At 72.6% G+C, this 23,844-nt stretch carries 23 protein-coding genes; 11 read left to right on the forward strand and 12 right to left on the reverse strand.

Going from position 1 to position 23,844, the window contains the following annotated elements:
- Positions 1 to 312 precede the first annotated feature (312 nt).
- Together ACWDGI_RS08315 and ACWDGI_RS08320 are read right to left on the reverse strand one after the other, a co-directional pair.
- The gene (locus ACWDGI_RS08315; RefSeq protein ID WP_450756640.1) at positions 313 to 1,947 is read right to left on the reverse strand and encodes an amidohydrolase; all 1,635 of its coding nucleotides are present in this window, start codon (positions 1,945 to 1,947) and stop codon (positions 313 to 315) included.
- Between the two features lie 12 nt (positions 1,948 to 1,959).
- Positions 1,960 to 3,453, reverse strand: a complete 1,494-nt coding sequence (locus tag ACWDGI_RS08320) for an APC family permease (protein ID WP_450756641.1) — start codon at positions 3,451 to 3,453, stop codon at positions 1,960 to 1,962.
- A 126-nt stretch (positions 3,454 to 3,579) separates the two neighbouring features.
- Between ACWDGI_RS08320 and ACWDGI_RS08325 the strand changes: the two genes are divergently transcribed.
- Both ACWDGI_RS08325 and ACWDGI_RS08330 read left to right on the forward strand, forming a co-directional pair.
- Positions 3,580 to 4,305, forward strand: a complete 726-nt coding sequence (locus ACWDGI_RS08325; protein ID WP_450756642.1) for a TetR/AcrR family transcriptional regulator — start codon at positions 3,580 to 3,582, stop codon at positions 4,303 to 4,305.
- A gap of 79 nt (positions 4,306 to 4,384) precedes the next feature.
- Positions 4,385 to 4,774: a VOC family protein gene (locus ACWDGI_RS08330; RefSeq protein WP_450756644.1), complete on the forward strand. Its 390-nt coding sequence runs from the start codon at positions 4,385 to 4,387 to the stop codon at positions 4,772 to 4,774.
- 6 nt (positions 4,775 to 4,780) lie between these two features.
- On the opposite strand, the gene ACWDGI_RS08335 is transcribed toward ACWDGI_RS08330, so the two are convergent.
- Both ACWDGI_RS08335 and ACWDGI_RS08340 read right to left on the reverse strand, forming a co-directional pair.
- Positions 4,781 to 5,086: a DUF4235 domain-containing protein gene (locus ACWDGI_RS08335; protein WP_450756646.1), complete on the reverse strand. Its 306-nt coding sequence runs from the start codon at positions 5,084 to 5,086 to the stop codon at positions 4,781 to 4,783.
- A 16-nt stretch (positions 5,087 to 5,102) separates the two neighbouring features.
- A complete protein-coding gene (locus ACWDGI_RS08340; protein ID WP_450756648.1) occupies positions 5,103 to 6,119 on the reverse strand; it encodes a glutathione S-transferase family protein in 1,017 nt (338 codons plus the stop codon).
- 225 nt (positions 6,120 to 6,344) lie between these two features.
- On the opposite strand from ACWDGI_RS08340, the gene ACWDGI_RS08345 reads away from it, so the two are divergent.
- On the forward strand, positions 6,345 to 7,358 hold the full coding sequence (locus ACWDGI_RS08345; RefSeq protein ID WP_450756650.1) for a cation diffusion facilitator family transporter: 1,014 nt from the start codon (positions 6,345 to 6,347) through the stop codon (positions 7,356 to 7,358).
- A gap of 95 nt (positions 7,359 to 7,453) precedes the next feature.
- On the opposite strand, the gene ACWDGI_RS08350 is transcribed toward ACWDGI_RS08345, so the two are convergent.
- Both ACWDGI_RS08350 and ACWDGI_RS08355 read right to left on the reverse strand, forming a co-directional pair.
- Entirely contained in the window at positions 7,454 to 7,903 is a 450-nt protein-coding gene (locus ACWDGI_RS08350; protein ID WP_450756652.1) for a nitroreductase family deazaflavin-dependent oxidoreductase, read from the reverse strand.
- A gap of 314 nt (positions 7,904 to 8,217) precedes the next feature.
- Positions 8,218 to 8,850: a LysE family transporter gene (locus ACWDGI_RS08355; RefSeq protein ID WP_450756654.1), complete on the reverse strand. Its 633-nt coding sequence runs from the start codon at positions 8,848 to 8,850 to the stop codon at positions 8,218 to 8,220.
- 293 nt (positions 8,851 to 9,143) lie between these two features.
- On the opposite strand from ACWDGI_RS08355, the gene ACWDGI_RS08360 reads away from it, so the two are divergent.
- Both ACWDGI_RS08360 and ACWDGI_RS08365 read left to right on the forward strand, forming a co-directional pair.
- Positions 9,144 to 10,385 (forward strand): cytochrome P450, encoded by a 1,242-nt coding sequence (locus ACWDGI_RS08360; protein WP_450756656.1) that lies wholly within the window; start codon positions 9,144 to 9,146, stop codon positions 10,383 to 10,385.
- A gap of 12 nt (positions 10,386 to 10,397) precedes the next feature.
- A complete protein-coding gene (locus ACWDGI_RS08365) occupies positions 10,398 to 10,598 on the forward strand; it encodes a ferredoxin (RefSeq protein ID WP_362579320.1) in 201 nt (66 codons plus the stop codon).
- A gap of 215 nt (positions 10,599 to 10,813) precedes the next feature.
- On the opposite strand, the gene ACWDGI_RS08370 is transcribed toward ACWDGI_RS08365, so the two are convergent.
- A complete protein-coding gene (locus tag ACWDGI_RS08370; protein WP_450756658.1) occupies positions 10,814 to 11,365 on the reverse strand; it encodes a TetR/AcrR family transcriptional regulator in 552 nt (183 codons plus the stop codon).
- A gap of 94 nt (positions 11,366 to 11,459) precedes the next feature.
- On the opposite strand from ACWDGI_RS08370, the gene ACWDGI_RS08375 reads away from it, so the two are divergent.
- From ACWDGI_RS08375 to ACWDGI_RS08390, 4 genes are all read left to right on the forward strand, one after another.
- Positions 11,460 to 11,918 (forward strand): nuclear transport factor 2 family protein, encoded by a 459-nt coding sequence (locus tag ACWDGI_RS08375; RefSeq protein ID WP_450756660.1) that lies wholly within the window; start codon positions 11,460 to 11,462, stop codon positions 11,916 to 11,918.
- A gap of 20 nt (positions 11,919 to 11,938) precedes the next feature.
- Positions 11,939 to 12,472: a flavoprotein gene (locus ACWDGI_RS08380; protein ID WP_450756662.1), complete on the forward strand. Its 534-nt coding sequence runs from the start codon at positions 11,939 to 11,941 to the stop codon at positions 12,470 to 12,472.
- Positions 12,473 to 12,564: 92 nt separating this feature from the next.
- Complete coding sequence (locus tag ACWDGI_RS08385; protein ID WP_450756664.1) at positions 12,565 to 13,533, forward strand: aldo/keto reductase; 969 nt, start codon at positions 12,565 to 12,567, stop codon at positions 13,531 to 13,533.
- Positions 13,534 to 14,349: 816 nt separating this feature from the next.
- Positions 14,350 to 16,224, forward strand: coding sequence for a ricin-type beta-trefoil lectin domain protein (locus ACWDGI_RS08390; protein ID WP_450756666.1), 1,875 nt, complete (start codon positions 14,350 to 14,352; stop codon positions 16,222 to 16,224).
- Between the two features lie 12 nt (positions 16,225 to 16,236).
- Here ACWDGI_RS08390 and ACWDGI_RS08395 read toward each other — a convergent pair whose 3' ends face one another.
- The 5 genes from ACWDGI_RS08395 to ACWDGI_RS08415 all read right to left on the reverse strand — a co-directional run bounded on the left by ACWDGI_RS08395 (position 16,237) and on the right by ACWDGI_RS08415 (position 21,768).
- Entirely contained in the window at positions 16,237 to 16,728 is a 492-nt protein-coding gene (locus tag ACWDGI_RS08395; RefSeq protein WP_450757449.1) for a universal stress protein, read from the reverse strand.
- A 15-nt stretch (positions 16,729 to 16,743) separates the two neighbouring features.
- A complete protein-coding gene (locus ACWDGI_RS08400) occupies positions 16,744 to 18,003 on the reverse strand; it encodes an arsenic transporter (RefSeq protein WP_450757451.1) in 1,260 nt (419 codons plus the stop codon).
- A gap of 58 nt (positions 18,004 to 18,061) precedes the next feature.
- On the reverse strand, positions 18,062 to 19,312 hold the full coding sequence (locus tag ACWDGI_RS08405; RefSeq protein WP_450756668.1) for a hypothetical protein: 1,251 nt from the start codon (positions 19,310 to 19,312) through the stop codon (positions 18,062 to 18,064).
- 221 nt (positions 19,313 to 19,533) lie between these two features.
- Complete coding sequence (locus ACWDGI_RS08410) at positions 19,534 to 20,244, reverse strand: DUF4232 domain-containing protein (RefSeq protein WP_450756669.1); 711 nt, start codon at positions 20,242 to 20,244, stop codon at positions 19,534 to 19,536.
- A gap of 126 nt (positions 20,245 to 20,370) precedes the next feature.
- Positions 20,371 to 21,768 (reverse strand): serine/threonine-protein kinase, encoded by a 1,398-nt coding sequence (locus ACWDGI_RS08415; protein ID WP_450756671.1) that lies wholly within the window; start codon positions 21,766 to 21,768, stop codon positions 20,371 to 20,373.
- Between the two features lie 46 nt (positions 21,769 to 21,814).
- Here ACWDGI_RS08415 and ACWDGI_RS08420 point away from each other — a divergent pair, with 46 nt between their 5' ends.
- Together ACWDGI_RS08420 and ACWDGI_RS08425 are read left to right on the forward strand one after the other, a co-directional pair.
- Positions 21,815 to 22,363, forward strand: a complete 549-nt coding sequence (locus tag ACWDGI_RS08420) for an RNA polymerase sigma factor (protein WP_450756673.1) — start codon at positions 21,815 to 21,817, stop codon at positions 22,361 to 22,363.
- A 197-nt stretch (positions 22,364 to 22,560) separates the two neighbouring features.
- Entirely contained in the window at positions 22,561 to 23,790 is a 1,230-nt protein-coding gene (locus ACWDGI_RS08425; protein ID WP_450756675.1) for a glycosyltransferase, read from the forward strand.
- Positions 23,791 to 23,844 lie beyond the last annotated feature (54 nt).

Raw genomic sequence — 23,844 nt, forward strand, 5'->3', positions numbered from 1 at the left:
TGCACCTCGAACCCGGTTTCGCCGTTCACCGGGTCCATGTCCCGCATCCGGAAGGGATGCGGGGCGCGCGCGAACTCCGGGTGCTCACTGACGGGGGTCTCGAAGGGCAGGTCGAAGGTGACGTCCTGGGGCATGTGTGTCCTTTCGGCAGACAGTGCGCAGAGTCCCCCCGTCCCTGCGAGCGGGTGGCCTGTCGGCCACCCGTGCACTCGAACTGGCCTTCGTGGCTCGAAAGTTGAGCCGTGAAGCGGTACGAGGCTGCCCAGAGCGTAAATGATCTACGCGTGACCTCACCGTGATGTGTGTTACTGCTCACGCCTCCTGAGTCGAGTACACTCGCGCGCCCGCCACGTACGTGTGCGTGACACGTGTCTCCGCGATGTGCCCGGGGTCCCCGGCGAACGGATCGCGGTCCAGGACCACCAGGTCCGCGAGCGCCCCCACCGCCACCCGGCCGGTGTCGTCGAGGTGGTTCACGTACGCCGATCCGGCCGTGTACGCCGTGATCGCGTCCCGGAGCCCGAGCCGCTCCCCGGGCAGGAACACCGGCGCGTCGCCGCCCGGTTCGACCCGGTTCACCGCGACATGGATGCCCTGGAGCGGGTCGGGGCTGCTCACCGGCCAGTCGCTGCCGGCCGCGAGCCGCGCCCCGGAGCGCAGCAGCGCCCCGAACGGGTACTGCCGACCGGCCCGTTCGGACCCCAGGAAGGGGATCGTCAGCTCGTCCATCTGCGGCTCGTGCGCGGCCCACAGCGCCTGGATGTTGGCGGTGGCGCCGAGCCGGGCGAAACGCGGTACGTCGGCGGGGTGCACGACCTGGAGATGCGCCAGGTGGGGCCGCGTGTCGCTGGGGCCGTTGGCGGTCCGCGCCGCCTCGACGGCGTCCAGCGCGTCCCGTACGGCCCGGTCGCCCAGCGCGTGGAAGTGGCACTGGAAGCCGAGCGCGTCCAACTCCGTCACGTACGCGGGCAGTCGCGCCGGGTCGATGAAGCTCTTGCCCCGGTTGGCCGTGGCGCAGCCGCACTTGTCGAGGTACGGGTCGAGGAGTGCGGCCGTGCCGTTCTCGGCGACCCCGTCCAGCATCAGCTTCACCGTGCCCGCCCGGAACCTGCCATGGCTCAACGCGGCCCGCCTCTCGACGAGTTCCGGGATCTGCTCGGCACCGCGTTCCCGGTCCCACCACAGCGCGCCCACCACCCGCGCGGTCAGCGAACCGTCCCGGGCCGCCGCCAGGTACGCCTGTGACGGGTCGTCCATGCCGAGGAAGTCCCCGACCAGCGCGTCCTGCCAGGCCGTGATGCCCAGTGCGTGCAGATGCCGCTGGGCGTGCAGCAGCGCCGCGAGCCGGTCCGCCGGGGTGGCGGGCGGCGCGAGCCGGCCGACCAGCCGCATCGCCCCCTCCTGGAGGGTGCCGCTCGGCGCGCCGGACGCGTCCCGCTCGATCCGCCCGTCGGCCGGGTCGGGCGTGTCGCGGTCGATCCCGGCCAGCTCCAGGGCCCGGCTGTTGACCCACGCCCCGTGATGGTCCCGGTTCGGCAGGTACACCGGCCGGTCCGGTACGGCGGAGTCCAGCAGCTCCCGGGTCGGCGTACCGCCCTCGAACGCCTCCATGGACCAGCCGCCGCCCAGGATCCACTCCCGCTCCGGATGCGCCTCGGCATAGGCACGTACGGCGGCCACGGACTCCGCGGCGGTCCGCACTCCGGTCAGGTCGCACTGGCTCAACTCGAGCCCGGCCGGCACCGGATGGACGTGTGCGTCCTGGAATCCGGGCAGCAGCAGCCGCCCGGCGAGGTCGACCACCTCGGTGCGCGGCCCGGCCAGCTCCCGCAGTTCCTCGGCGGAGCCGACGGCGGTGATGCGCTCACCGGTGACCGCGACGGCGGTGGCCGTCGGGCCCTCGGGGGTGAGGACGGGTCCACCGGTGAAGAGCAGATCTGCGTGCATCGTTCCTGTTCCTTAGTTGGGGGTCGTGAGCAGCCGGGGTGCGTCGGCGTCGGTGCCCTCGCCGGTGCGGAAGTACGGTGAGCGGCGCACGTACTTCGCCCATCCGGCCGCGGCGAACCCGGAGGCGATCATCACCAGCGGGGTGGTCAGCAGGAACCAGCCGTTGTCCGCGCTGATCTCGAAGTGGTCGGTCGAGGTGTAGAAGGACCAGCCGAGGTAGCCGCCCAGCCCCAGCAGTGCGCAGGCGCTCAGCGCCGGGAGCACCACCGCCCGGACGCCCTGCCGCCAGTCCTCGCGCAGCAGCGCCCGGAAGCGCACCGCGGCGGCCAGCGCGGTGAGCGCGTAGGACAGGGCGACGACGACACCGACCGCGTTCACCGTCGCCATGATCATGTCGGCCAGCCTCGGGATCACCAGGGCGAGCGCGGCGACCGCCGTGGCCAGCGCCCCGATCAGCAGCGTCCCGGCCGCCGGGGTGCCGTACCGGGGACTGACCCTCGCCCACACCAGCCCGAGGGTACGGTCCCGGCTCATCGCGAACATGCCCCGCGCCGTCGGGATCACCCCGGCCTGGAGCGAGGCCGTCGCCGAGAACATCAGCGCCACCAGCGGCAGCGCGGCCCACGGCTGGGCGGCGAGCCGGTCGCCGAAGAACGCCAGCCCCTCGGCCCCGTGCCCGGCCAGCTCCGGCTCCGACAGCACCCGTTGGAAGGCCACCGAGCCCAGCAGGAACAGCCCCAGCATGGTCACCAGCGTGATCAGCCCGGCCCGGGAGGCGTCCCGTGGGTCGCGGACCTCCTCGTTGACACTGAACGCGGCCTCGAAACCCCAGTAGCAGAACACCGAGAGGAGCAGGCCCTGGGCGAGCGCGGTGGCCGAGGGGATCGCGAACGGATCGAACCAGCTCAGACTGAACGGGTGCGGGCCGGTGACGATGCCGTAGCCGCAGAACCCGAGCAGCACCACGTACTCGAAGACCAGCAGACCGGTCTGGAGCCGGGCGGCGGTGCGGATGCCGGTCACCGCCGTGAGGGTGACGGCGACCAGGACGACGATGCCGACGGCCGTGGTCTGCGCCGTCGAACCCGGGTCCAGGGTGAGCCCGCCGACGCGGTGCACCCCCGCCTCGCCCGCCAGTTGCAGCATCGCCGACCCGGTGACCGCCGTGGTGTACGCGAGAAAGGCCACCGTCGCCACGATGTTCACCCACCCGACCATGAACCCTAGCCACGGACTGAGCGAACGGCCCACCCACACGTAGCCGTTGCCCGCGTTCGGCTCCACCCGGTTCAGCCGGGAGTAGGCGCCCGCGATACCGAGCACCGGCAGGAACGCCAGCAGCATGATGGCCGGCAGATGCAGCCCGACCACCCCGGCCGTCACCCCCAGACCGATGCCGATGCTGGTGGTCGCGGCCGTACTGGACGCGGCGACCGCGACGCCGTCGAGGACGCCGAGGGACCTGCGCAACTCAGGGGGGTCGACTCTGTAGGGCTTGTCGGTCATGGCCAGCGCTCCGCTCGCACCTGGGGGCCGGACCTGGTCGGCCCCGGTGACCGCACATGAAACTGCCCGCGCACTTCACAGGTCAACGGTGTTGTCATAAGGTGCGCCACCAGGAAGGGAGGCCCCATGAGCGAACGAGTCGTCCCGTCCGCCGACCGGCGGCGCATGCGCCCCACCAAACAGGGTGTGGTCCTCTCCGAGGAGCTGATCGTCGAGACGGCGCTGCGGCTGATCGAGGAGCACGGCGCCGAGGCCCTGTCGGTGCGCCGCCTCGGCCGGGCCCTGGGCGCAGACCCCAGCTCCCTCTACCGCTACTTCCGGCACACCGACGACCTGATGCTGGCCGTCGCCGACGAGCTGATCGGCCGCACCCTGCGGGTCTGGCGGCCCACCGGCGACTGGCGGGACGACCTGCGCGACCTGGGCCTGCGTATGCACGCCGGCGCCCTCGCCCATCCCCGGGCGGCGGTGCTCAGCGCCCACCGGGTGACCGGGCGGAGGTACGAGATCCAGGCCGTCGAGACCATCCTCGGGGTGCTGCGGGGCGCGGGTTTCCCGGACCCGGAGGCGGTCCGCGTCTATCACGCCTTCGTCGACCAGGCCCTCGCCTACAGCGCCCTCGACTCCGCCAACACCGCCCTGCCCAGACCCGCCCGCGAGGCCGAGGCGGACGTGTGGCAGGCGACCTACGCCCGGCTGCCCGCCGCCACCCACCCGAACATCGCGGCCACCGCCCGCCACCTCGTGGCCTCGATGCGGGGCAGCTCCTACCCGGCCGCCCTGGAGCTGCTGCTGACGGCGGCCGAGGCCCGCCTCACCCGGATCCGTGCCGCCGAGGACGCACGGTCATGACGGTGCCGACAGCGGCCGGGCCGACTGAATCCGGTGATGGGGGACAGACGGACGGCAAGAACCTTCCCAGGGAGGAAACATGGCACTGGTGAATGCGGCCGTCGTGGTGCTCGACTGCGCCGAACCCGAGAAACTCGCGGTTTTCTACCGGGAGTTGCTGGAGGCCGAGGACGGCGAGGCATCGGCCAACCTGGTCGAGATCCGTGCCGGCGGCTTCCGGATCGCCTTCCGGCGCGACGTCACCGCGACCCCGCCGAGCTGGCCACGGCCCGAGAACTCGTTCCAGGCCCACCTCGACTTCCTGGTCGAGGACCTCGACGAGGCCGAGCTGCGGGTGGTCGGCCTCGGCGGACGGCCGCTCGACACGAAGGACGCGGCCGGGCCGTACGAGGAGCGGGGGTACGCCGACCCGGCCGGACACTCCTTCACCCTGCGGCTGGTACCGCCCGCGGCACCCAAGCAGGGCTGAACCCGCTCAGTCCCGGCCGCCTTTGCGGGTCGCCGGCCATGTCCCGGTGGAGCGCTCTATGGCGGTGGCGCCGGTGCGGTCCACAGCACTGCGCACCACCGCGAAGACGGCGCCCTGGAGCGCCGCGGCCAGCAGCACCTCGCCCCAGCCGCGGTCCCGGTCCAGGGCGTCCGGCGCGTCCTCCTCGCCGCGCAGCGCCATCCAGGTCCGGCGGAAGACCAGTGCGCCCAGCGCCCCGCCGGCCCAGCTCAGCAGGAAGCCGAGCGGCGCGTAGACGAGAGGGAGCTTCTGTTTCTTCCTGCTCTTGGCCATGCCTGCCTCCGCGTTGTCAGGGCCGTCCCGCGACCGAGACCTCCTCGGCCGCCGGCACCGGGCCGGGCGGTGTCCCGTCCCCGAAGGGCCGGCCGCCCAGCTGCTCCCGGTGATGGGGCGTCAGCCACCCGGCGGGATCCGGGCCGAGGGGAACGATACGGGTGGGGTTGATGCCCGTGTGCACCTGGTAGTAGTGCCGCTTGATGTGGTCGAAGTCGACGGTGTCACCGAATCCCGGCGTCTGGTAGAGGTCCCTGGCGTACGCCCACAGCACCGGGTTCTCCGTCACCTTCCAGCGGTTGCACTTGAAGTGGCCGTGGTAGACGGCGTCGAACCGCACCAGCGTGGTGAACAGCCGGATGTCCGCCTCCGTGATCGTGTCGCCCACCAGGTAGCGCTGCCCGGCCAGCCGCTCGGCGAGCAGGCCGAGCCGCCGGAACACCGTCGCGCACGCCTCCTCGTACACCTTCTGCTCGTGCGCGAACCCGGCCCGGTAGACGCCGTTGTTGACGTCCTGGTAGACCTCGGCCATCACCGTGTCGATCTCGTCCCGGTGCCCGACGGGATACAGGTCCGGCGCCCCCTCCCGGTGCAGTGCCGTCCACTCGGTGGCCAGGTCGAGGGTCAGCTGCTGGTAGTCGTTGGTGACCAGCCGGCCGCTCGGTACGTCCACGATCGCGGGCACGCTCACCCCGCCCGGGTAACCGGTCTCCCGGCGGTCGTAGGCCTCGCTGAGGAACCGGATGCCGAGCACCGGGTCACGGTCGTCGGGGTCGAGGGTGAAGCGCCAGCTGCGGTCGTCCTGGATCGGGTCGGTGACGGCCAGCGACAGGGCGTCCTCCAGGCCGAGCAGCCGCCGTGACACCAGCGCCCGGCTCGCCCATGGACAGGCGCGGCTGACCACCAGACGGTAACGCCCGGCCGCCACCGGCCAGCCGTCCCGCCCGTCCGCCGTGATCCGGTCCGCGAAGTGACTGGGGGACCGTTTGAACGCCTTGTGCCCGAGCGAGGTGTTGCCGCTGTCACCGCTCATGGTGCCTCCTTGCCGATACGCGCCCGATGGACCGTGTTCCCCGATGCTGCCCGATTCGCTCCTCCCGTACGGTGTGATCAGCCCGTGCCGGGGCAGTCGGCCGTCGTGAGTGGGACTTCGTCGCAAGGTCAGTCGCAAGGTCAGTCGCAAGGACAGTCGCGAGAACAGCTGCGGGAACAGCGGCGAGAACAGTCGGAAGGGCCATCGGAGGAGAAGCGGGAAGAGATGCCGGACGAGCAGCCGGAAACGAAGCCCGACGAGCGGCCGGAGGCGCAGTCGCAGGGGCATGCGGAGCGGTCGAACGCCGACCGCAGGACCCGGCTGACCGTCTTCGTGGCGCTCGCCGCCAACCTGGTGATCGCCGCGGCCAAGGCCGTCGGCGGAGTCGTCGCCGGCTCGCCCGCGCTGCTGTCCGAGGCCGCGCACTCCGTCGCCGACAGCCTCAACGAGGTGTTCCTGCTGGCCGCCCTGCGCCGCAGCCGCCGCCCGCCCGACGAACGGCACCCCTTCGGCTACGGCAAGGAGCGTTTCTTCTGGTCGCTGCTGGCGGCCGTCGGGATCTTCGTCATGGGCGGCTGCTTCTCCGTCTTCCAGGGCGTGGAGGCGCTGCGCAACGGTGCGGACGAGAAGCTCAGCGGCTATGTCGCGGGCCTGATCGTGCTGGGTGTCGCCCTGCTCGCGGAGGGCGCCTCGCTGGTCCGGGCGCTGCACCAGGCCCGCCGGGAGGACCGGGGGCTGCGGGATCCGGCGCTGCGCACGGTCGTCGCCGAGGACGGCACCGCGGTGCTCGGGGTGCTGCTCGCGATGGCCGGCATGGTGCTGCACATGGTCACCGGACAGGTCGTGTGGGAGGCCTCCGCCTCGCTGGCCATCGGCGTCCTGCTGGTGTTCGTGGCCTACCGGCTGGGCGCCGAGGCCCGCGCCCAGCTGATCGGGGAGGCCGCGGACCCGGAGCTGAGCCGCACGATCCGCGAGCGGCTGGCGGAGGAGCCCGAGATCGACAGCGTGGAAGCGCTGTTCACGATGAAGCTCGGCCTCGACGCGACGCTGGTCGCGGCCCGCATCGACCTGGTGCCCGGCCTGGACAGCGAGGAGGTCGAGGAGGTCCTGGTGCGCATCAAGCGGTCCCTGGACGGGGAGTTCGGCGAGACCGACCAGATCTTCCTGGACGTGACCGACCGCTCGGCGCGGGAGGCAGGAGAAAGCCCCGCCGCGACGGGGGAACGCGGCGGGGCCTGACATTCGGCTGCCCGGCCCGATGCCGGTTCATGCCTCCGGGAAACAGATTTTTCTAAATTCCGACGTTCCCCGGCCGGAAAGGATTCCCGGAACCGTCAGTTCCCCTGGTGCGGCTCCAGCACGAACACCGGGATCTCCCGGCTGGTCTTCTTCTGGTAGTCGGCGTACGGCGGATACGCGGCGACCGCGCGCTCCCACCACTCGGCCTTCTCCGCGCCGGTGATCTCACGGGCGGTCATGTCCTGCTTGACCGGCCCGTCCTGGAGCTCGACATGCGGCTGCGACTTGATGTTGAAGTACCAGACGGGGTGCTTGGGCGCGCCGCCCTGCGAGGCGACCACGGCGTACTTCCCGTCGTGCTCCACCCGCATCAGCGGCGTCTTGCGGATCTTCCCGCTCTTCACCCCCAGGGTGGTCAGCAGGATGACGGGCATCCCGGTGTCCATCAGGGTGGTGCCCTTCGTCCCGCCGGAGCTCTCGTACAGCTCGACCTGCTCGCGCACCCAGCCTGTCGGGCTGGGCTCGTACTCGCCCTCAAGAGGCATGTGAGGTCCGTCCCCTCATCGCTTCCAAGACTGACGCCACGATTCAACACCGCGGGCGCCCCGGATCATCCTCACGACACCGGGCCCTCCTTGCCCCACGGGTGATCGCACGTACCGCACGCCGTGGGCACGGTCGTGCACACACCCCGTCCGGCCGGCGCCCGAGGCAGGTCGCCCCACGGGACGCTCGTATCACGCCAGGTTCGCCCCGCACCGCACCGCACCGTCCGGCGCGGTCGGGTCGTCCGGCACCACGTCTGCGAGAACGGCCTCGCCCTGGCCGGGGCCTTCGTGCCCTGGCCGCGGGCGGGGTCTCAGCCCGGCGACAGGACCATCCGGGCCGCCAGCCCCAGCATCACGCAGCTCGACAGCAGCGCTGTGACCAGGCGTCCCCGGTGGCCGGTCAGGCCCCGGCCGAGCAGCGCGCCGCCGCCCGCCAGAAGCAGTTGCCAGCTCGCGGAGGCGGCGAAGGCCGCCAGGACGAAGACGCCCTGCTCCAGCGGCCGTACCGGCTCGGCGGAACGCGTGCCGACCACCAGAGCGGCGAAGTAGATCACCGTCGTGGGGTTGAGCAGCGTGATCCCGAGCAGGCCGAGATACGCCCGTCCGGGACCGGGTACCGGCCGCTCGGCCCGGGCCGAAAGACGCCGCTCCCGGTACTGGCGCAGCGCCACCGCCGCACCGCGTACCGCGAGGGCCACCAGGACCAGGGCCGAGACCAGGCGCAGCGGCCCGAGCACCGGCAGCAGCGCGGTCGCCAGCGCGGCGCCGCCGACCGCGGCGAGCAGAGCGTAGAGGCCGTCCGCGCTCGCGACGCCGAGCGCGGCGCAGGCGCCGGTCCGCAGGGACGTACGGGCCGTGAGGGACACTAGGTATGTGCCGACCGCACCGACCGGGACGGCGATCCCGTACCCGGCGAGCAGGCCGGCGACGAGCGCGGCCGTCACGGGCGTGCGGGCTCGGGCCTCCAGGGGCGCCTCGGCTGCTGCTGGACCCGCCCCCGACCGACGGTCGCGAAGGTCAGCGGCACCACGGCGTCAGGAGTGTTCATGCGCAGATCCTGTGGTCCGCCTCGTCTCCCCGGCAAGCGAATTTCGGCGCGGAATCGTCCCCCGACCACGTGGGGTTCGGCCAGATCACCCGATTCACCGATCTGGCTGAACTTGCGGTCGTCCCATAGATGCCCCGGGCATCTAATGAAGATCGGCACGACGTACGACATTCGTCTGCGAGGTCTTCCATGAACGAACTGACGGACCTGACGGAACCCACTGTTCCGGCCCACCCGGCCGACCCCGTGGCCTGGCCGCAGGACCGCACGTGCCCCTACCACCCGCCCACCGGCTACGACCCCCTGCGCGACGGCACCCCGCTGTCCCGCGTCACTCTCTACGACGGCCGCACCGCCTGGGCGGTGACCGGCCACGGCACGGCCCGGGCGCTGCTCTCCGACCCCCGGCTCTCCAGCGACCGCCGACGCGACGACTTCCCGATGCCGAACGCCCGGTTCGCGGCGGCCCGGGAGCGCCGCAAGGTCGCCCTGCTCGGCCTCGACGACCCCGAGCACCAGACCCAGCGCCGGATGCTGATCCCGGACTTCACCCTCAAACGGGCGACCGGGATGCGGCCGGCCATCCAACGGATCGTCGACGAACTGCTCGACCGGATGATCGCCCAGGGGCCGCCGGCCGACCTGGTGAGCGCCTTCGCCCTGCCCGTGCCGTCCATGGTCATCTGCGACCTGCTCGGTGTGCCGTACGCCGACCACGAGTTCTTCGAGGCGCAGTCCCGGCGGTTGCTGCGCGGTCCGGAGCCCGCGGACTCCCTGGACGCGCGCGACCAGCTGGAGGCCTATCTCGGCGACCTGGCCGACCGCAAGAGCCGGGACGGGGCGCCCGGCGAGGGTGTCCTGGACGACCTCGTCCACGAGCGGCTGCGCGAGGGCGCCCTGGACCGCGACGAGGTCGTCGCGCTGGCCCTCATCCTGCTGGTCGCCGGGCACGAGACCACGGCCAACATGATCTCGCTCGGTACCTTCACCCTGCTCCAGCAGCCCGAGCGGCTGGCCGAACTGCGCGCCGACCCCGCGCTGGTGCCCGCCGCCGTCGAGGAACTGATGCGGATGCTGTCCATCGCCGACGGGCTGCTGCGCGTCGCCCTGGAGGACATCGAGGTGGCCGGCACCATCATCCGCAAGGGCGACGGCGTGCTCTTCGCGACCTCGGTCATCAACCGCGACGAGTCCGTGTACGACGACCCCGACAGCATCGACTGGCACCGCCCGACCCGCCACCACGTGGCCTTCGGCTTCGGCATCCACCAGTGCCTGGGCCAGAACCTGGCCCGCACCGAGCTGGAGATCGCCCTGCGCACCCTGTGGGAGCGGCTCCCGGGCCTGCGGCTGGCCGCGCCGCCGGAGAAGATTCCCTTCAAACCCGGCGACACGATCCAGGGGATGCTGGAACTCCCCGTGACCTGGTAAGAGGCTCCTGCCATGCACATCGAGATCGATACGGACGTCTGCATCGGAGCCGGCCAGTGCGCCATGACGGCCCCGAACGTCTTCACCCAGGACGACGACGGCTTCAGCACCCTGCTCCCCGGCAAGGAGGACGGCGGCGGCGACCCGCTGGTCCGGGAGGCGGCCCGGGCCTGCCCGGTGCACGCCATCACCGTCAAGGAGCCGACGGGATAGCGACGACCGGCGGTGCCCCCACCACCGCCGGTTCCAGCCCGCGCAGCCGCGCCGGGTCGGCGATCACCTCGTAGGTCGCCACCCGGTCGGCTGCATCCCGCGGCCGCCGAGCCGACCCGCGTCGACGTGTTGCCCCGTCCGGCCGGCCGGGAGGCGGCGGCCGCCTCGCTCCCACAGGCCCGGGCCGCGCTCTCGGCGCCGGCCGCGGCCTGACCTCACCGGTCGCGCAGCAGCGCCCGGGCCGCCTCGCGCGCCTCGGCCGCGGGCCGCGTGCTCCCGGTGATGCCCGCGGTCACCATCGCCCCCTCGGCCAGCAGGAACAGCGGCCCGGTGAGCGCGGCGTCCAGCCCGGCGTCCGCCACCAGGTCCGCGAGGTAGTCCCGGAACGCCTGCTTGTGGCCCCGTACCTGGGCCACCACCCGCTCGGAGGTGGCACCCAGCTCGCCGTACGCGTTGATCCACGCGCACCCCCGGAAGTCCGCCTCGCCGAACCAGCCCGCCAGCCAGTCGAAGACGGCGAGCAGCCGCTCCCGGGGGTCCGGCTGCCCCTCGACATGCGCGGAGAGCCGCTGCCGCCAGCGGACGTCCCGGCGCTCCAGGTAGGCCACCACGAGCTGTTCCTTGGCGGGGAAGAGCTGGTAGAGCCGCTTGAGGGAGACCCCGGAGGCGCCGCGTATGTCGTCCATGCCGACGGACTGCACCCCCCGGCCGTAGAACAGCCGCTCGGCGGCGTCCAGGGCCTGCTCCCGCGCGACCGCGCTGTCCATGACCACTCCCGATGGCTCCTTGACGAGAGAACGTGCGTTCTCCTACGTTAGCAGCGACCTGGAGAACGCACGTTCTCCACTTGAGGAGGAGACCATGGCCGACCGCCCGCCCCTGCCGCCGTTCACCCGTGAGACCGCCGTCCAGAAGGTCCAGGCCGCCGAGGACGCCTGGAACACCCGCGACCCGCGGCGCGTGGCGCTCGCCTACTCCGAGGACTCCGTCTGGCGCAACCGGGACACCTTCGTCACCGGCCGCGCCGCGATCGTCGAGTTCCTCACCGCGAAGTGGGACCGGGAGCTCGACTACGCGCTCCGCAAGGACCTGTGGGCCTTCGACGGCGACCGCATCGCGGTCCGCTTCCAGTACGAGTGCCACGACGCGGCCGGCCAGTGGTGGCGGTCGTACGGCAACGAACTGTGGGAGTTCGACCAGCACGGGCTGATGACCCGGCGCGAGGCCAGCATCAACGACGTCCGGATCGAGGAGCGCGAACGCCGGCTCCACGGTCCGCGCCCGGAGTCCGAGCGGGGCCTGACGTTCCCGCTCCGGTAGCACCCGCATAGGGTTCCCGGATGACCGATGCGCCCTCGAAGCCCTTCCTCTACCTCGTCGTCTGCGGGGCCGGCATCGCCGCGGGCGTCGGCGGGCTGATCACCGCGGCCCAGGACCGCGGCTGGGAGGTCGGGGTCATCGCCACCCCGATCGCCATGAACGGCTTCTTCGACACCGCCGAGGCCGAGGCACGCACCGGCCGTCCCGTCCGGTCGGCCTGGCGGCGCCCCTCCGACCCGCGCCCCTTCCCGGCGCCGGACGCGGTGGCCGTCGCCCCCGCGACCTTCAACACCGTCAACAAGTGGGCCGCCGGGCTCGCCGACACCCTCGCCGTCGGCACCCTCTGCGAGGCCCTCGGCCTGGGCGTGCCGATCGCCGTCCTGCCCTGCGTCGCGGACGCGCTGGCCGCCCACCCCGCCTACCAGGAGAGCCTGAGCCGGCTGCGCGGGCTGGGCGTCCGCTTCGGCGACCCGCACACCGGCGGGACCGAAGTGGACGGCCGGCGCCCCGAGTTCGCCTGGGAACGGGCCCTTGACCTGCTGGAGCAGGGCTGACCCGCCCGATTCGCCGCCGTCACCCGGAACCGGACAGCGGACCGACGTACGCTCGGCTCTGTACGACGTGATCTCGACGGTGGGAGACAACGATGGAGTACGTGAAGCTCGGCCGCACCGGTCTGGACGTGTCCCGGATCTGCCTCGGCTGCATGACCTACGGCCTGCCCGACCGCGGCACCCACGAGTGGACCCTCGACGAGGAGGCGTCCCGCCCGCTGATCCGGCAGGCGCTGGAGGCGGGCGTCAATTTCTTCGACACCGCCAACGTCTACTCGGACGGCACCAGCGAGGAGATCGTCGGCAAGGCGCTCCGCGACTTCGCCCAGCGCGACGAGATCGTCCTCGCCACCAAGGTGCACGGCCGGATGCGCCCCGGTCCCAACGGCGGCGGTCTGTCCCGCAAGGCGATCCTCACGGAGATCGACCACAGCCTCGGCCGGCTCGGCACCGACTACGTCGACCTCTACCAGATCCACCGCTTCGACCACGACACCCCGATCGAGGAGACGATGGAGGCGCTGCACGACGTCGTCAAGGCGGGCAAGGCACGCTACATCGGGGCGAGTTCGATGTACGCCTGGGAGTTCTCCAAGGCCCAGTACACGGCCGAGCGCAACGGCTGGACCAAGTTCGTCTCCATGCAGAACCACTACAACCTCCTCTACCGCGAGGAGGAGCGTGAGATGCTGCCGCTCTGCGCCGACCAGGGCGTGGGCGTGCTGCCGTGGAGCCCGCTGGCCCGGGGCCGCCTCACCCGCGACTGGGGCACGGTCACCGAGCGCAGCGCCACCGACAACTTCGGCAACCGCCTCTACCAGGACGGCGACCGCGCGATCGTCGAGGCGGTCACCCGCATCGCCGGCGACCGGGGCGTCCCCCGAGCCCAGGTGGCCCTGTCCTGGCTCCTGCACCAGAACACGGTGACGGCCCCGATCATCGGAGCGTCGAAGCCGAACCACATCGCGGACGCGGTGGCGGCCGTCGACCTGGAGCTCAGCGGCAAGGAACTGGAGGAACTGGAGCAGTCCTACGGCCCCCATCCCATCTCCGGTCACTGAGGGCCCGGTTGGGGGGGCGCGGGTGGTCGACGTCCGGCTGTACTCGCCGATCCGCACCGCCCCGGCATCTTGGGCGGTGCGTTGTCCTGGTATGGCGCCCGCCGCCGGGCCCCGGCGGCCCGAAGGAGAACATGCCCGGCGCCGCCGGCGCCTCCTCCCCGGACGACCCCTCCAGGATCCGGACGCGCAGGCCGCGCCGAGGAGCTGATCGCCGCCGGCCCGGGCGCCCCGCACATCGTCGACTCGCCCGCCGCGCGTGTCGCGGCCGCGTCCGGATTTCCCAGCCCGTTCCATTTCTGCCGGGTTTTCCGCGAAAGACACGGTGTCCCGCCCGGCGGCCACCGTTCCGGTGAAACGCCCTTAATACCTGCGGCTATTGGTTCACGGAGACTGTCGGCCGGGCGGCTCGTGCAGGTCGGGCCGTGGTTCAATGGTTGGGGCGGAGGTCGTGGTGGTCCGACCCGAATCCTGGCGCCAATTGCGATGTCGATACAACGACAAACCCTGAACGCGCTCATTGACGAAGCGTCAAATTAGCGCAGGCTTTGGGCAATGCGCAAAACCCCGAGATCCCTTGTTCTGCCCTGCTGGCCTGTGCAAAGGTGTGCCGTGTCGGCGTGCGGAGAATTGTTTTCCCCGCATGCGCGAGGCCGCTCCCGTTCGCCCCCCACGCTTCAAAAGAGCTGCCGACGGCGGACGTTCGGGCGCCGAACCCCCAACGGGCCCATCCGATCATGGCATCGGCCGGGTCGTGTACCGGTCACATACCGGCTGGTATGTATCAGATTCCGCGTTGCGTCTGGAAGGAATGCCGCCGTGAATGACGCAGGCCTGGGGAATTCCCCTACCCCCGACCGGCCGTTCGACGTCACCGACGAGCAGCTCAGTGCCGAGCTCAAGCAATGGACGGGCGCCGCCCCCGCGCTGCACCCCGTCGGTGAACTCCTCGACCGGCACTGGGAAGCGGCCTTCACCTACGCCCGTCTGTGCACCGACGGGACCCGCGGCGCGGGAATGCTCACCACCGCCGCATTCACCCGGCTTTTCGGTGAATCCCTCCGCCAGACCGGCCCCACCGCTGCCTGGCGCCCCCAACTCCTTGTCACCGTCCGCCGTATCGCCGCCGAATGGGACAACGACGGCCGCGGCGAACTGCTGCACCCCGAACTCCGCGCCGGCAAGGGGGAGCGGGCCGCCACCCGGCTGCTCCCGCCCGCCAACCGGCGGCTGCTCTCCCGCGCCTTCCAGCGCCTGACCCAGTCCTCGCGGACCGTGCTGTGGCACACCGAGGTCGAGTCGGAGCCGCTGTCGACACCCGCCGGACTGCTGGGCCTCGACGAGCAGGACACGCGGGTCGAACTGGGCCGGGCCCGCGAGCGGCTGCGCGAGGAGTGCCTCCAGGTGCACCGCGAACTCGCCCACGAGGACGAGTGCCAGCGGTACGTCCGGATGATCGACGTGACCTTCCGGCGCGGCGGCGTCGACGTCGACCGGGACCTCCAGCAGCACCTCAACGGCTGCATCCACTGCCGGTACACCGCCGACCAGCTCCACCAGTTCAACGGCGGCCGCGGGCTCGGCCTCGCCCTCGCCGAGGCCGTGCTCGGCTGGGGCGCCCGTGCCTATCTGGAGTCGCGGGCCGGCCGCACCGAGCAGCCCGCAGAGCAGGAGGCCACGCCCGGCGGCCACCCCGCGGGCGGCGAGGCCTTCGGACCGGCGACGGCCGCGTCGGGCAAGGACCTGGTGGTGCATCCCGCCCTCTCCCGCCGCGCCAAGCAGCGGGCCGCCCGCCGGGTGCGCCGCCGCAACCTCACCGTGGCCGTGGGCACGGTGAGCGGGCTGGTCGTGCTGCCCCTGGTGCTGTGGTCGGTGCTCGGCTCCGGCGACGGCTCCGGCTCGGCCGCCTCGGGCAAGCCCTCCGCCACGCCCGGCACCGGCACCGCCAGCTCGGGGCCGTCCTGGATCGGCACCAGCCAGACCACCCAGGGCACCCTGCGCGGACGCCTGCACAACATCGCCTCCGGCCTGTGCATCGGCGTGGTCGGCAAGAAGCCCGCCAAGGGCGCGGAGACCGAGCTCGCCGAGTGCTCCTCGGCCCCCGGCCAGCAGTGGACGTACGAGAACGACGGGCTGCTGCGCAACGGCGCCGACCCCGGCCTGTGCCTCGACTCGCACCTCGGCTACTCCGTCCAGCTCGCCCCGTGCTCGGCCGCCTCCGGGACCGGCGGCCGGAGCATCCGCTACGACTTCACCCTCCAGGGAGCCCTGGTGCCCCGCTGGGACCAGGATCTGGCACTCGCCCCGGCCGCCACCGACGGCGGCGGCTCCCTCGTGGTCAAGACCCGGGCGAACGTCGCCTCCCAGCGCTGGGTGATGGACACCTCCCAGCCCGACCTGCAGATGCAGATCGTCAACTGGGACGCCGAGACCACGCCGACGCCGACGCGGGCCCCGTCCTCCTCGCCCACCGCCACGACCAGGGCCGCGAAGACCCCCACGCCGACGCCCACCCCGTCGGCGTCGCGGACGACGGCGCAGCCCACGCCGTCGGGCAGCGCCCCCGGCTACAACCCGTGCGAGGAGTACCCGGGCTACTGCTACGGCGGTGGCCAGTACGGCGACGGCGGCTACGGGGGCGGTGGCGGCTACGGCGGTGGCGGTGGCGGCGGTGGTGGTCACCACGGCCGCTGAGCCGGTACGGGCTCAGGGGTGGTGCGGAGGCGGGGGCGGGATCGTCGTCAGGTCCGGCGCCCCCTCCGGCCACACCAGCAACACCGGGCAGGGCGCGTGGTCGACGGCGAACCGCACCGCCTTGCCCAGGCTGTGCGGCCCCAGCCGGGACCGGTCGCCGTCCCGGGCCACGATCAGCAGGCCGGCGCCCTCGGCGGCGGCCACCACCTCGCGTTCGACGCGCCCGGTCCGCTCCAGCCGGGTGCACGGCCGCCCCAGCCGTGCCTCGGCCGCGTCCAGCAATTCCGCCGCCGACGTGCCGCCCAGCTCCACCAGCCGCCGTTCCGGGTCCGGTTCCGAACCCGCCCGGCCCAGCAGCCCCGCGAAGGCGCCGTGCGCCAGCCCGGCCACCCCCGGCTCGGTCACGTGCAGCAGCACCACCTCGGACGCGTCCCGCGCGTACCCACGCGCCGCGTCCACACAGGCGGGCCAGGTCCCCTCGACCAGCCAGACGATCACCCGCATGTCCATGGCCTCCCTCTAGATCCCGACCACCTGGAGCGCCCCCCACAGTGCCACCACCGCACCGGCCAGCGCGGTCGGCACGGCAAGCAGCCCCAGCCGGGTGAACTCCCCGAGGTCCACCCCGTGATCGTGCTGGTGCACGATCCTGCGCCACAGCAGCGTCGCCAGGGAACCGGCGTAGGTGAGGTTCGGGCCGATGTTCACCCCGAGCAGCACCGCCAGCACCGCGGCGGGCCCGGTCTGCGCGGCCAGCGGCAGCAGCACCAGCACCGCCGGCAGGTTGTTGACGACATTCGCCAGCACGGCGGCCAGCGCGGCGATGCCGAGCAGGGCCGGCAGCCCGGTCCCGCCGGGCAGGACATGCCCGAGGGCGTCGGACAGCCCGTTGTCGACGACCGCCCGCACCACGATCCCGAGCGCGAGCACGAACGCCAGGAACGCCGGAGCGGCCGCCTTCACGACCGACAGCGGGGTCGCCCGCCGTCGTACCAGCGCCCGCCCGGCGAGCACCAGCGCGCCGGCGAACGCGGCCCACGCGGGGTCGATCCCGAACGCGGAGGTGACCACGAACCCGGCGAGCGTGCAGGCCACCGTCACCACCGCGAACAGCGGCAGCCGGGGCGGCTCGCCGGTGTCCTTCGCCCCCGGGGCCGCCGAGGACAGGTCCCGGGCGAAGAACCGCCGGAACACCAGGTACTCGGCGCCGATCGCCACCAGCCAGGGCAGCACCATCAGCGCCGCGAACCGGGTGAAGCTCAGCCCGCTCGCCGCGAACGCCAGCAGGTTCGTCAGATTGGACACCGGCAGCAGCAGCGAGGCGGTGTTCGACAGATGCGTGCACGCGTAGACGTGCGGCTTGGCCCGCACCCCGGACCGGGCCGCCGTCGCGAACACCACGGGCGTCAGCAGCACCACCGTCGCGTCCAGGCTCAGCACGGCGGTGATCACCGAGGCCAGCGCGAACACCGCGGTCAGCAGCCGCACCGGCCGCCCGGCCGCCCAGCGGGCCATCCACGCCCCGCAGGCCTGGAACAGCCCCTCCACATCGCAGAAATGGGCGAGCACCAGGACGGCGGCGAGGAAACCGACGACGGGCCCGAGCCGTTCGGCCTCCTCCCGGGCGTGGTCCAGCGAGATCGCCCCGGTGGCGATCACCACCCCCGCCGCGGGTACGGCGAGCACCGCCTCCGGCCAGCCGCGGGGCCGGATCACGGCCCAGGCGAGGACGGCGGCGAGCAGCAGGACGGACAGGGTCTCGGCGAGCGGGGTGTTCAGGGCGCGTTCCTCGGGGCGTGATCAAGTGCGGCCCGCCCATGAAAGCAGACGGACCCGTTTACGAGGACCGGGTACCCGCCGTGCCCAGGAACTCAGCCCATCCGCCGGTCGGCTCCTGGCCCGGGTTCAGGGTGCGCAGGGTGCGCAGCACCGCCGGGTCCTGCGCCTCCAGCCACGCCACCAGCTGCTTGAACGACACGAAGCGCACGTCGTCGTACTCGGCCATCTTGCCGATCGCCTCCTCGACGGCGTCCATGTAGATGCCGCCGTTCCAGCGCTCGAAGTGGTTGCCGATGAAGAACGGCGCCCGGTTGGTGGAGTACGCCCGCTCGAAGCCGGCCAGATAGGTGTCGCGGGCCTGGGTGCGCCAGGCGTCGTACTGGGACTTGTCGCCCAGCGGGTTGCCGGCCGACTGGTTGAACATCATGTTGTAGTCCATCGACAGGACCTGGAAGGAGTGCCCGGAGAACGGTATGGACTGCAGCGGGAAGTCCCAGATGCGGTTGCCCTGCACCTTGCCCGGCCAGATCTGCAGGCCGCCGGGGGAGCTGGCGTCGTACTTCCAGCCGAGCGCGGCCGCCGTGGGCAGCAGGTTGGTCTGACCCTCCAGGCACGGGGTGCGGCCGCCGATCAGCTCCTTGCGGTAGTCGAACGGCAGCGGGTCCAGGTCGGTGAAGCCGGTGTTCGTCTTCCACTTGGTGACGAAGTCGATCGCCTGGTCGATCTCGCTGCGCCACTCGGCCGAAGACCAGTTGCGCACGCCGTCGCTGCCGCAGAAGTGTCCGTTGAAGTGGGTGCCGATCTCGTGGCCCTCCAGCCAGGCGGCCCGCACCTGCTGGAGCGTGTTGTGGATGTGCCGGTCGGAGAGGTAACCGATCGCGGAGGCGCCGACCTCGTGCTGCGGCGGCCGGTAGAGGTCCTTCTTGGCCTCGGGCAGGGTGTAGATGCCGGACAGGAAGAAGGTCATCTTCGCGCCGTGGTCGGCGGCCACCCTGCGGAACCGGGAGAACAGCTGGTTGCTGAGCTCGCCGGCGCCGTCCCAGGAGAACACCACGAACTGCGGCGGCTTGGCGCCGGCCGCCAGGCGCGTCGCCTTCGGCTGGTGCGGCTGGGCGCCGGTGTCGGCGGTGGAACCGTCCCCGATGAGCTTCAGCGGCTTGGTCGGTACACCGCTGCTCTTGCCGTTGCCGGCGGAACCGCCGCCCACCGTCCACTCGCCGTTCGAGCACCCCGACACCGCGCCCAGTGCACCCAGGGCGCCCGCCGTCGCGCCCGCCGTCAGGATCCGCCTGCGGGAGATGCCGCTCATGTCCGTCCCCGATTCCGTCGTCCCGGCCCCTCGCGGGGCCTTCTTCCTGTGTGGTCGACGGGTTCGATGGGCGGCCCGGCGAAAAAGATCGGAGCCGGAGGCGCGTGTTGCACGCCTGTGACAGTCGTGGCCCGGACATGACGAACCCCGCCGCCCGGGGGAGTGGGCGGCGGGGTCCGGGTGCGGGGGATCAGGCCCCGGGCGACCGGCGTTCCGGCAGGTCAGGCACCGGTGCCGGCGCTGAGCACGGTCAGCCGTACCGAGGAGGCGTTCCCGGAGACCGGGACCGTGCCGCCCTTCCAGGTGACCTTCAGCGAGTCACGCTCGTCCGGCGGGGTGACCTCCAGCGCGGCCGGGGTCGCCGTCTTGGCGCCGCTGATCTCCGGGTTGGAGAAGGTCAGCCCGGCCCAGGCGCTCTGGCCGGGCTTGAGGGTGACCGTCGCGGGGGTGCTGCCGGACTCCCGCTTGGGGTCCGGACCGAGCTGGGTGCCGGATGCGTTCACGAAGGCCGCGCCGGGGAAGCCGCGGACGGTGCAGGTGCGGCCCGACTTGTTGGTGAACACGATCGGGAAGTTCTCCTGGCCGGCCCCCGGGTCGTTGCCGCCCACCGAGGCGGTCAGCTCGGAGGTGTGACAGCGGCTGCCGGACGCGGCACTGGCGGTCGTCGTGCCGCCGCCCGTCGAGGAGCCGCCGCCCGTCGACGAGCCGGTGCTCTGGGACGCCGGGGAGGATGCCGTGCCGGACGACGCGGAACCGGTGTCCGACGCGCTCGAACCCGCCGAGTCGCCGGTCGCGGGCGCGGCCGTGCCCGACACCGACTCCGGCGACTTGCCCGGGCTGCCGTTGCCGCAGGCGGTCAGGAGGCCCAGGGCGGCGACCGTGCTCGCGAGCAGGGCCGCCCCGCGCCGCAAGGACTGGGACGTGTACGCCATGTCTCTCCACACTCCTGGATGTTCGCGGCACGCTGCGAGGCGTGCCCGAGGCGCTCCGTGCGCCGTCACTCCCATCCGATGCGAGAAACGGCGGAAAAGTTCGGGGGCACGCCGTGATTCGTCGAGTCAGGTGACCCGGATCGACCGGAGTATGCCGTCCGTGGCGGTGTCGTCGGCGGCTCCCTTCTGCCGTACCTGCACATACACCTGGGGCTGGTCGTCCCCGCCGGCCGGGGCGAGGGCCGCCTCCTGGACCGAGCCGCCGGCGCCGGAACAGTCGCTCCAGGTCCGGACCCGGCCCTTCCAGGTGCCGCTCGTGAACGCACGGCTGCCGTCGTAGTGGCACTGCGCATGGGACAGGGCGTTGACCTTCGCCGTGACGTCGCCGTGCTCGCTCAGGCCGATGAACACGCCGTTCACCGCCGTGGTGAGGTCCTGCCACTCCGACACGTCGTCGGCGACCTCCAGCCCCGGCTCGTGCCCCGAGGCCAGTCCCAGCGCCTTCGGATTCCAGCCGGAGTTCCGCAGCTCGCCCGCCCACCCGGACGGCACCTCGGCCACCACCCGTCCGGTGGAGTCGGTGACCTTCGTCTCCTCGGCCGCCGAGCCGTTCAGGTCGACCAGCGTGACCGCGAGGGCCGTACCCCCGGCCGCGAGGACCGCGGCGACCGTCAGCGTGATGACGTTGAGCCGTCTGCGGACGCCGTCCAGGCGCCGCGGCCGGCGCGCCGCCGCGGCCGCCGCCAGCCGGTCCAGCTCGTCCGCGAAGGCCTGCGCGGACGGCCAGCGCCGCTGCCGGTCCGGCTCCAGGGCCCGCATCAGCGCCCGCTGGACGTCGTCCCCTAGGTCCGGACGCAACCGCTCCGGCCGGACGACCTGCCCGGGGGCCGCCGGCACGGTGCCGGTGACCAGCTCGTAGCCCACCGCACCCAGCGCGTACACGTCGGCCCGGGCGTCGATGCCCTCGCCCGGCTGGGCCTGCTCCGGCGGCTGGTAGCCCGCCGAACCGGCGGCCAGGGTCAGCCCCGAGGCCTGCGCCAGGCTCTTCGCCAGCCCCAGGTCGGCCAGCAGCACCCGCCGGGTGCCGTCCTGCGCGGTGCGCAGCAGCACATTGGTCGGCTTGATGTCCCGGTGCACGATCCCCGCCCCGTGCAGGTCCGCCGCGCCGCGTGCCGCCAGCGCGGTCAGCAGCAGTGCGTCGGGGATCGGCAGCGGGCCCGCCCCGAGCAGATCGGCGAGGGTGCCCGCGTCGGCGTACTCCATCACGAAGTACGGCCGTCCGTCGGGGAGTTCGCCGATGTCGTAGACCTGCACCACCCGCTTCGAGTCGGCCCGGCGCAGCAGCCGCGCCTCGGACAGGAAGCGGTCGTGGATGTCGAGACGGTGGGACCAGTTGTCGGCGAGCACCTTCACCGCCACCGAGGCGTCCAACTGGTCGTCGTGGGCGAGCCAGACCGTCCCGAAGGCACCGGTGCCCAGGCGCCGTTCGAGGCGATAGCGGCCGATCCGCTCCAGGGGTTGCATACGACTATCATGCCTGGCCTGAGATCGACTTCGAGGGGGACCTCCCGTGCCGGACGCCGCGCTGACCGAAGACCTCGCCCGGCGGGCCGCCGCCGGCGACCAGCTGGCCCTGAACCAGCTGCTGACCGAGGTCTGGCCCGACGTCGTACGACGCTGCGCACGGTTCCTGCCGTGCCGGGAAGACGCCGAGGAGGCGGCCCAGGACGTGCTGCTCCAGATCTCCCGGAAGATCTCCACCTTCGAGGGCCGCAGCCGCTTCAGCACCTGGCTGTACACGGTCGTCGCCAACTGCTCCCGGCAGAAGTACCGGGACCTGAAGCGACGGGCGGCGGAGCAGCCGGCGGACATCGAACCGGCCGAGCACGTGGATCCGCGCACCACCAGCGTGATCGCCGGCTCCCGGATCGATCTGCTGGAGGCGCTGGACCGGCTGGAGCGGGAGCATCCGCAGCTGGTCGCGCCGCTGGTCTACCGGGACATCTGCCAGCTGGACTACGCCGAGGTCGCCGAACGGGTCGGGATTCCGCTGGGGACGCTGAAGTCGCGGCTGCACGAGGCGCGCAAGCAGGTCCGGCCCTGGCTGAGCGCGCCGTGACGGGAGCGGCGGGCGCGCCGGGAGCGGGAACGGCAGGCGCGTCGTGACGGAAGCGGCAAAAAAAATAGGGCAAGGAGTCCAGTCGCTCCTCGCCACTCTTAACTTATAGCGCACAGGGGGGCTTGCGGCAAGGCCCCCCTCGTCCCGCAAAATCGCAGGCCGAAGCCAGGACCAGCGGTATTTGGGGGATTCACCACGTGCGTGTGTTGTTGATGGGATACGGGTCGCGCGGGGACGTCGAACCGATGGCGGGACTCGCGCTGGCGCTGCGGGAACTCGGCGCCGAGGTGCGGGTGTGTGCCCCGCCGGACCAGGAGTTCGCGGAACTGCTGGACCGGGCGGGCGTGACGCATGTGCCGTTCGGGCCGTCGGTGCGCTCGGTGGTCACCAGGCCGGATCCGCAGCCGTCGGACGCGTTCCGGCTCGCCGCCGAGCTGGTCGCCGCGCACTTCGACGCGGTCGCCGCGGCGGCCGAGGGGTGCGACGCGGTGGTGGCGAGCGGCCTGATGCCGGCCGGTGTGCGGTCCGTGACCGAGAAGCTGGGCATCCGGTACGTGTTCGCGTGCCCCCATCCGTTCGGGATGCCGTCCCCGCACTTCCCGCCGGCCGGCCGCCCGGGCCGCCCGGCACCGCCCGACGCCGACCTGCGGACGCTGTGGAAGGTGGACGCCGAGCGGGTGGACGCGCTGTACGGCGAGGCCCTGAACACCCATCGGGCGGCGATCGGGCTGCCTCCGGTGGCCGACGTCCGTGCCCACGTCCTCACCGGCCGGCCGTGGCTGGCGGCGGACCCGGTCCTGGGACCGTGGCAGGACCTGACGGACCTCGACCTGGTGCAGACGGGCGCGTGGCTGCTGCCGGACGAACGCCCGCTTCCGGACGAGCTGGCGGCCTTCCTGGCGGCCGGTGAGCCGCCGGTGTACGTCGGCTTCGGCAGCATGGCGATGCGCGGCGCGCCGGACGCCGCCCGGACGGCCGTCGAGGCGGTGCGCGCCCAGGGCCGCCGGGTGCTCGTCGGACGCGGCTGGGCCGACCTCGCCCCCGTCGACGGCCGGGCCGACTGCCTCGCGATCGGCGAGGTCAACCACCAGGCGCTGTTCCGCAGGGTGGCCGCCGTCGTCCACCACGGCGGGGCGGGCACCACGACGACCGCCGCCCTGGCCGGCGTGCCCCAGGTGATCGTCCCGCAGATCGTGGACCAGCCGCACTGGGCCGCCCGGGTGGCCGAGCTGGGCATCGGCGCGGCCCACGACGGCCCGACCCCGACCGCCGGCTCCCTCTCCGCCGCGCTCACGACCGCCCTCGCCCCCGCGACCCGGGCCCGGGCGACGGCCGTGGCCGCCGACATCCGCACCGACGGCGCGACGACGGCCGCGAAGCTCCTGCTCGAAGAGGCCGACCGCGAGACGCCGCCCGTCTCCGCGTGAACCGTGCGGAAGCAGAGCCGCCCGTACCACCCGCCGTCGTGTCCGACGCCCCCT

Source organism: Streptomyces sp. NPDC001220, from assembly GCF_053597895.1.

Bases quoted from the DNA above. Each gene is read 5' to 3' on its own strand.
- ACWDGI_RS08315 (WP_450756640.1), bottom strand. From the start codon at position 1,947: ATGCACGCAGATCTGCTCTTCACCGGTGGACCCGTCCTCACCCCCGAG.
- ACWDGI_RS08330 (WP_450756644.1), top strand. From the start codon at position 4,385: ATGGCACTGGTGAATGCGGCCGTCGTGGTGCTCGACTGCGCCGAACCC.
- ACWDGI_RS08405 (WP_450756668.1), bottom strand. From the start codon at position 19,312: ATGAGCGGCATCTCCCGCAGGCGGATCCTGACGGCGGGCGCGACGGCG.
- ACWDGI_RS08395 (WP_450757449.1), bottom strand. From the start codon at position 16,728: ATGCGGGTGATCGTCTGGCTGGTCGAGGGGACCTGGCCCGCCTGTGTG.
- ACWDGI_RS08415 (WP_450756671.1), bottom strand. From the start codon at position 21,768: ATGCAACCCCTGGAGCGGATCGGCCGCTATCGCCTCGAACGGCGCCTG.
- ACWDGI_RS08345 (WP_450756650.1), top strand. From the start codon at position 6,345: ATGCCGGACGAGCAGCCGGAAACGAAGCCCGACGAGCGGCCGGAGGCG.
- ACWDGI_RS08375 (WP_450756660.1), top strand. From the start codon at position 11,460: ATGGCCGACCGCCCGCCCCTGCCGCCGTTCACCCGTGAGACCGCCGTC.
- ACWDGI_RS08370 (WP_450756658.1), bottom strand. From the start codon at position 11,365: ATGGACAGCGCGGTCGCGCGGGAGCAGGCCCTGGACGCCGCCGAGCGG.
- ACWDGI_RS08385 (WP_450756664.1), top strand. From the start codon at position 12,565: ATGGAGTACGTGAAGCTCGGCCGCACCGGTCTGGACGTGTCCCGGATC.
- ACWDGI_RS08335 (WP_450756646.1), bottom strand. From the start codon at position 5,086: ATGGCCAAGAGCAGGAAGAAACAGAAGCTCCCTCTCGTCTACGCGCCG.
- ACWDGI_RS08410 (WP_450756669.1), bottom strand. From the start codon at position 20,244: ATGGCGTACACGTCCCAGTCCTTGCGGCGCGGGGCGGCCCTGCTCGCG.
- ACWDGI_RS08325 (WP_450756642.1), top strand. From the start codon at position 3,580: ATGAGCGAACGAGTCGTCCCGTCCGCCGACCGGCGGCGCATGCGCCCC.
- ACWDGI_RS08320 (WP_450756641.1), bottom strand. From the start codon at position 3,453: ATGACCGACAAGCCCTACAGAGTCGACCCCCCTGAGTTGCGCAGGTCC.
- ACWDGI_RS08365 (WP_362579320.1), top strand. From the start codon at position 10,398: ATGCACATCGAGATCGATACGGACGTCTGCATCGGAGCCGGCCAGTGC.
- ACWDGI_RS08350 (WP_450756652.1), bottom strand. From the start codon at position 7,903: ATGCCTCTTGAGGGCGAGTACGAGCCCAGCCCGACAGGCTGGGTGCGC.
- ACWDGI_RS08360 (WP_450756656.1), top strand. From the start codon at position 9,144: ATGAACGAACTGACGGACCTGACGGAACCCACTGTTCCGGCCCACCCG.
- ACWDGI_RS08340 (WP_450756648.1), bottom strand. From the start codon at position 6,119: ATGAGCGGTGACAGCGGCAACACCTCGCTCGGGCACAAGGCGTTCAAA.
- ACWDGI_RS08380 (WP_450756662.1), top strand. From the start codon at position 11,939: ATGACCGATGCGCCCTCGAAGCCCTTCCTCTACCTCGTCGTCTGCGGG.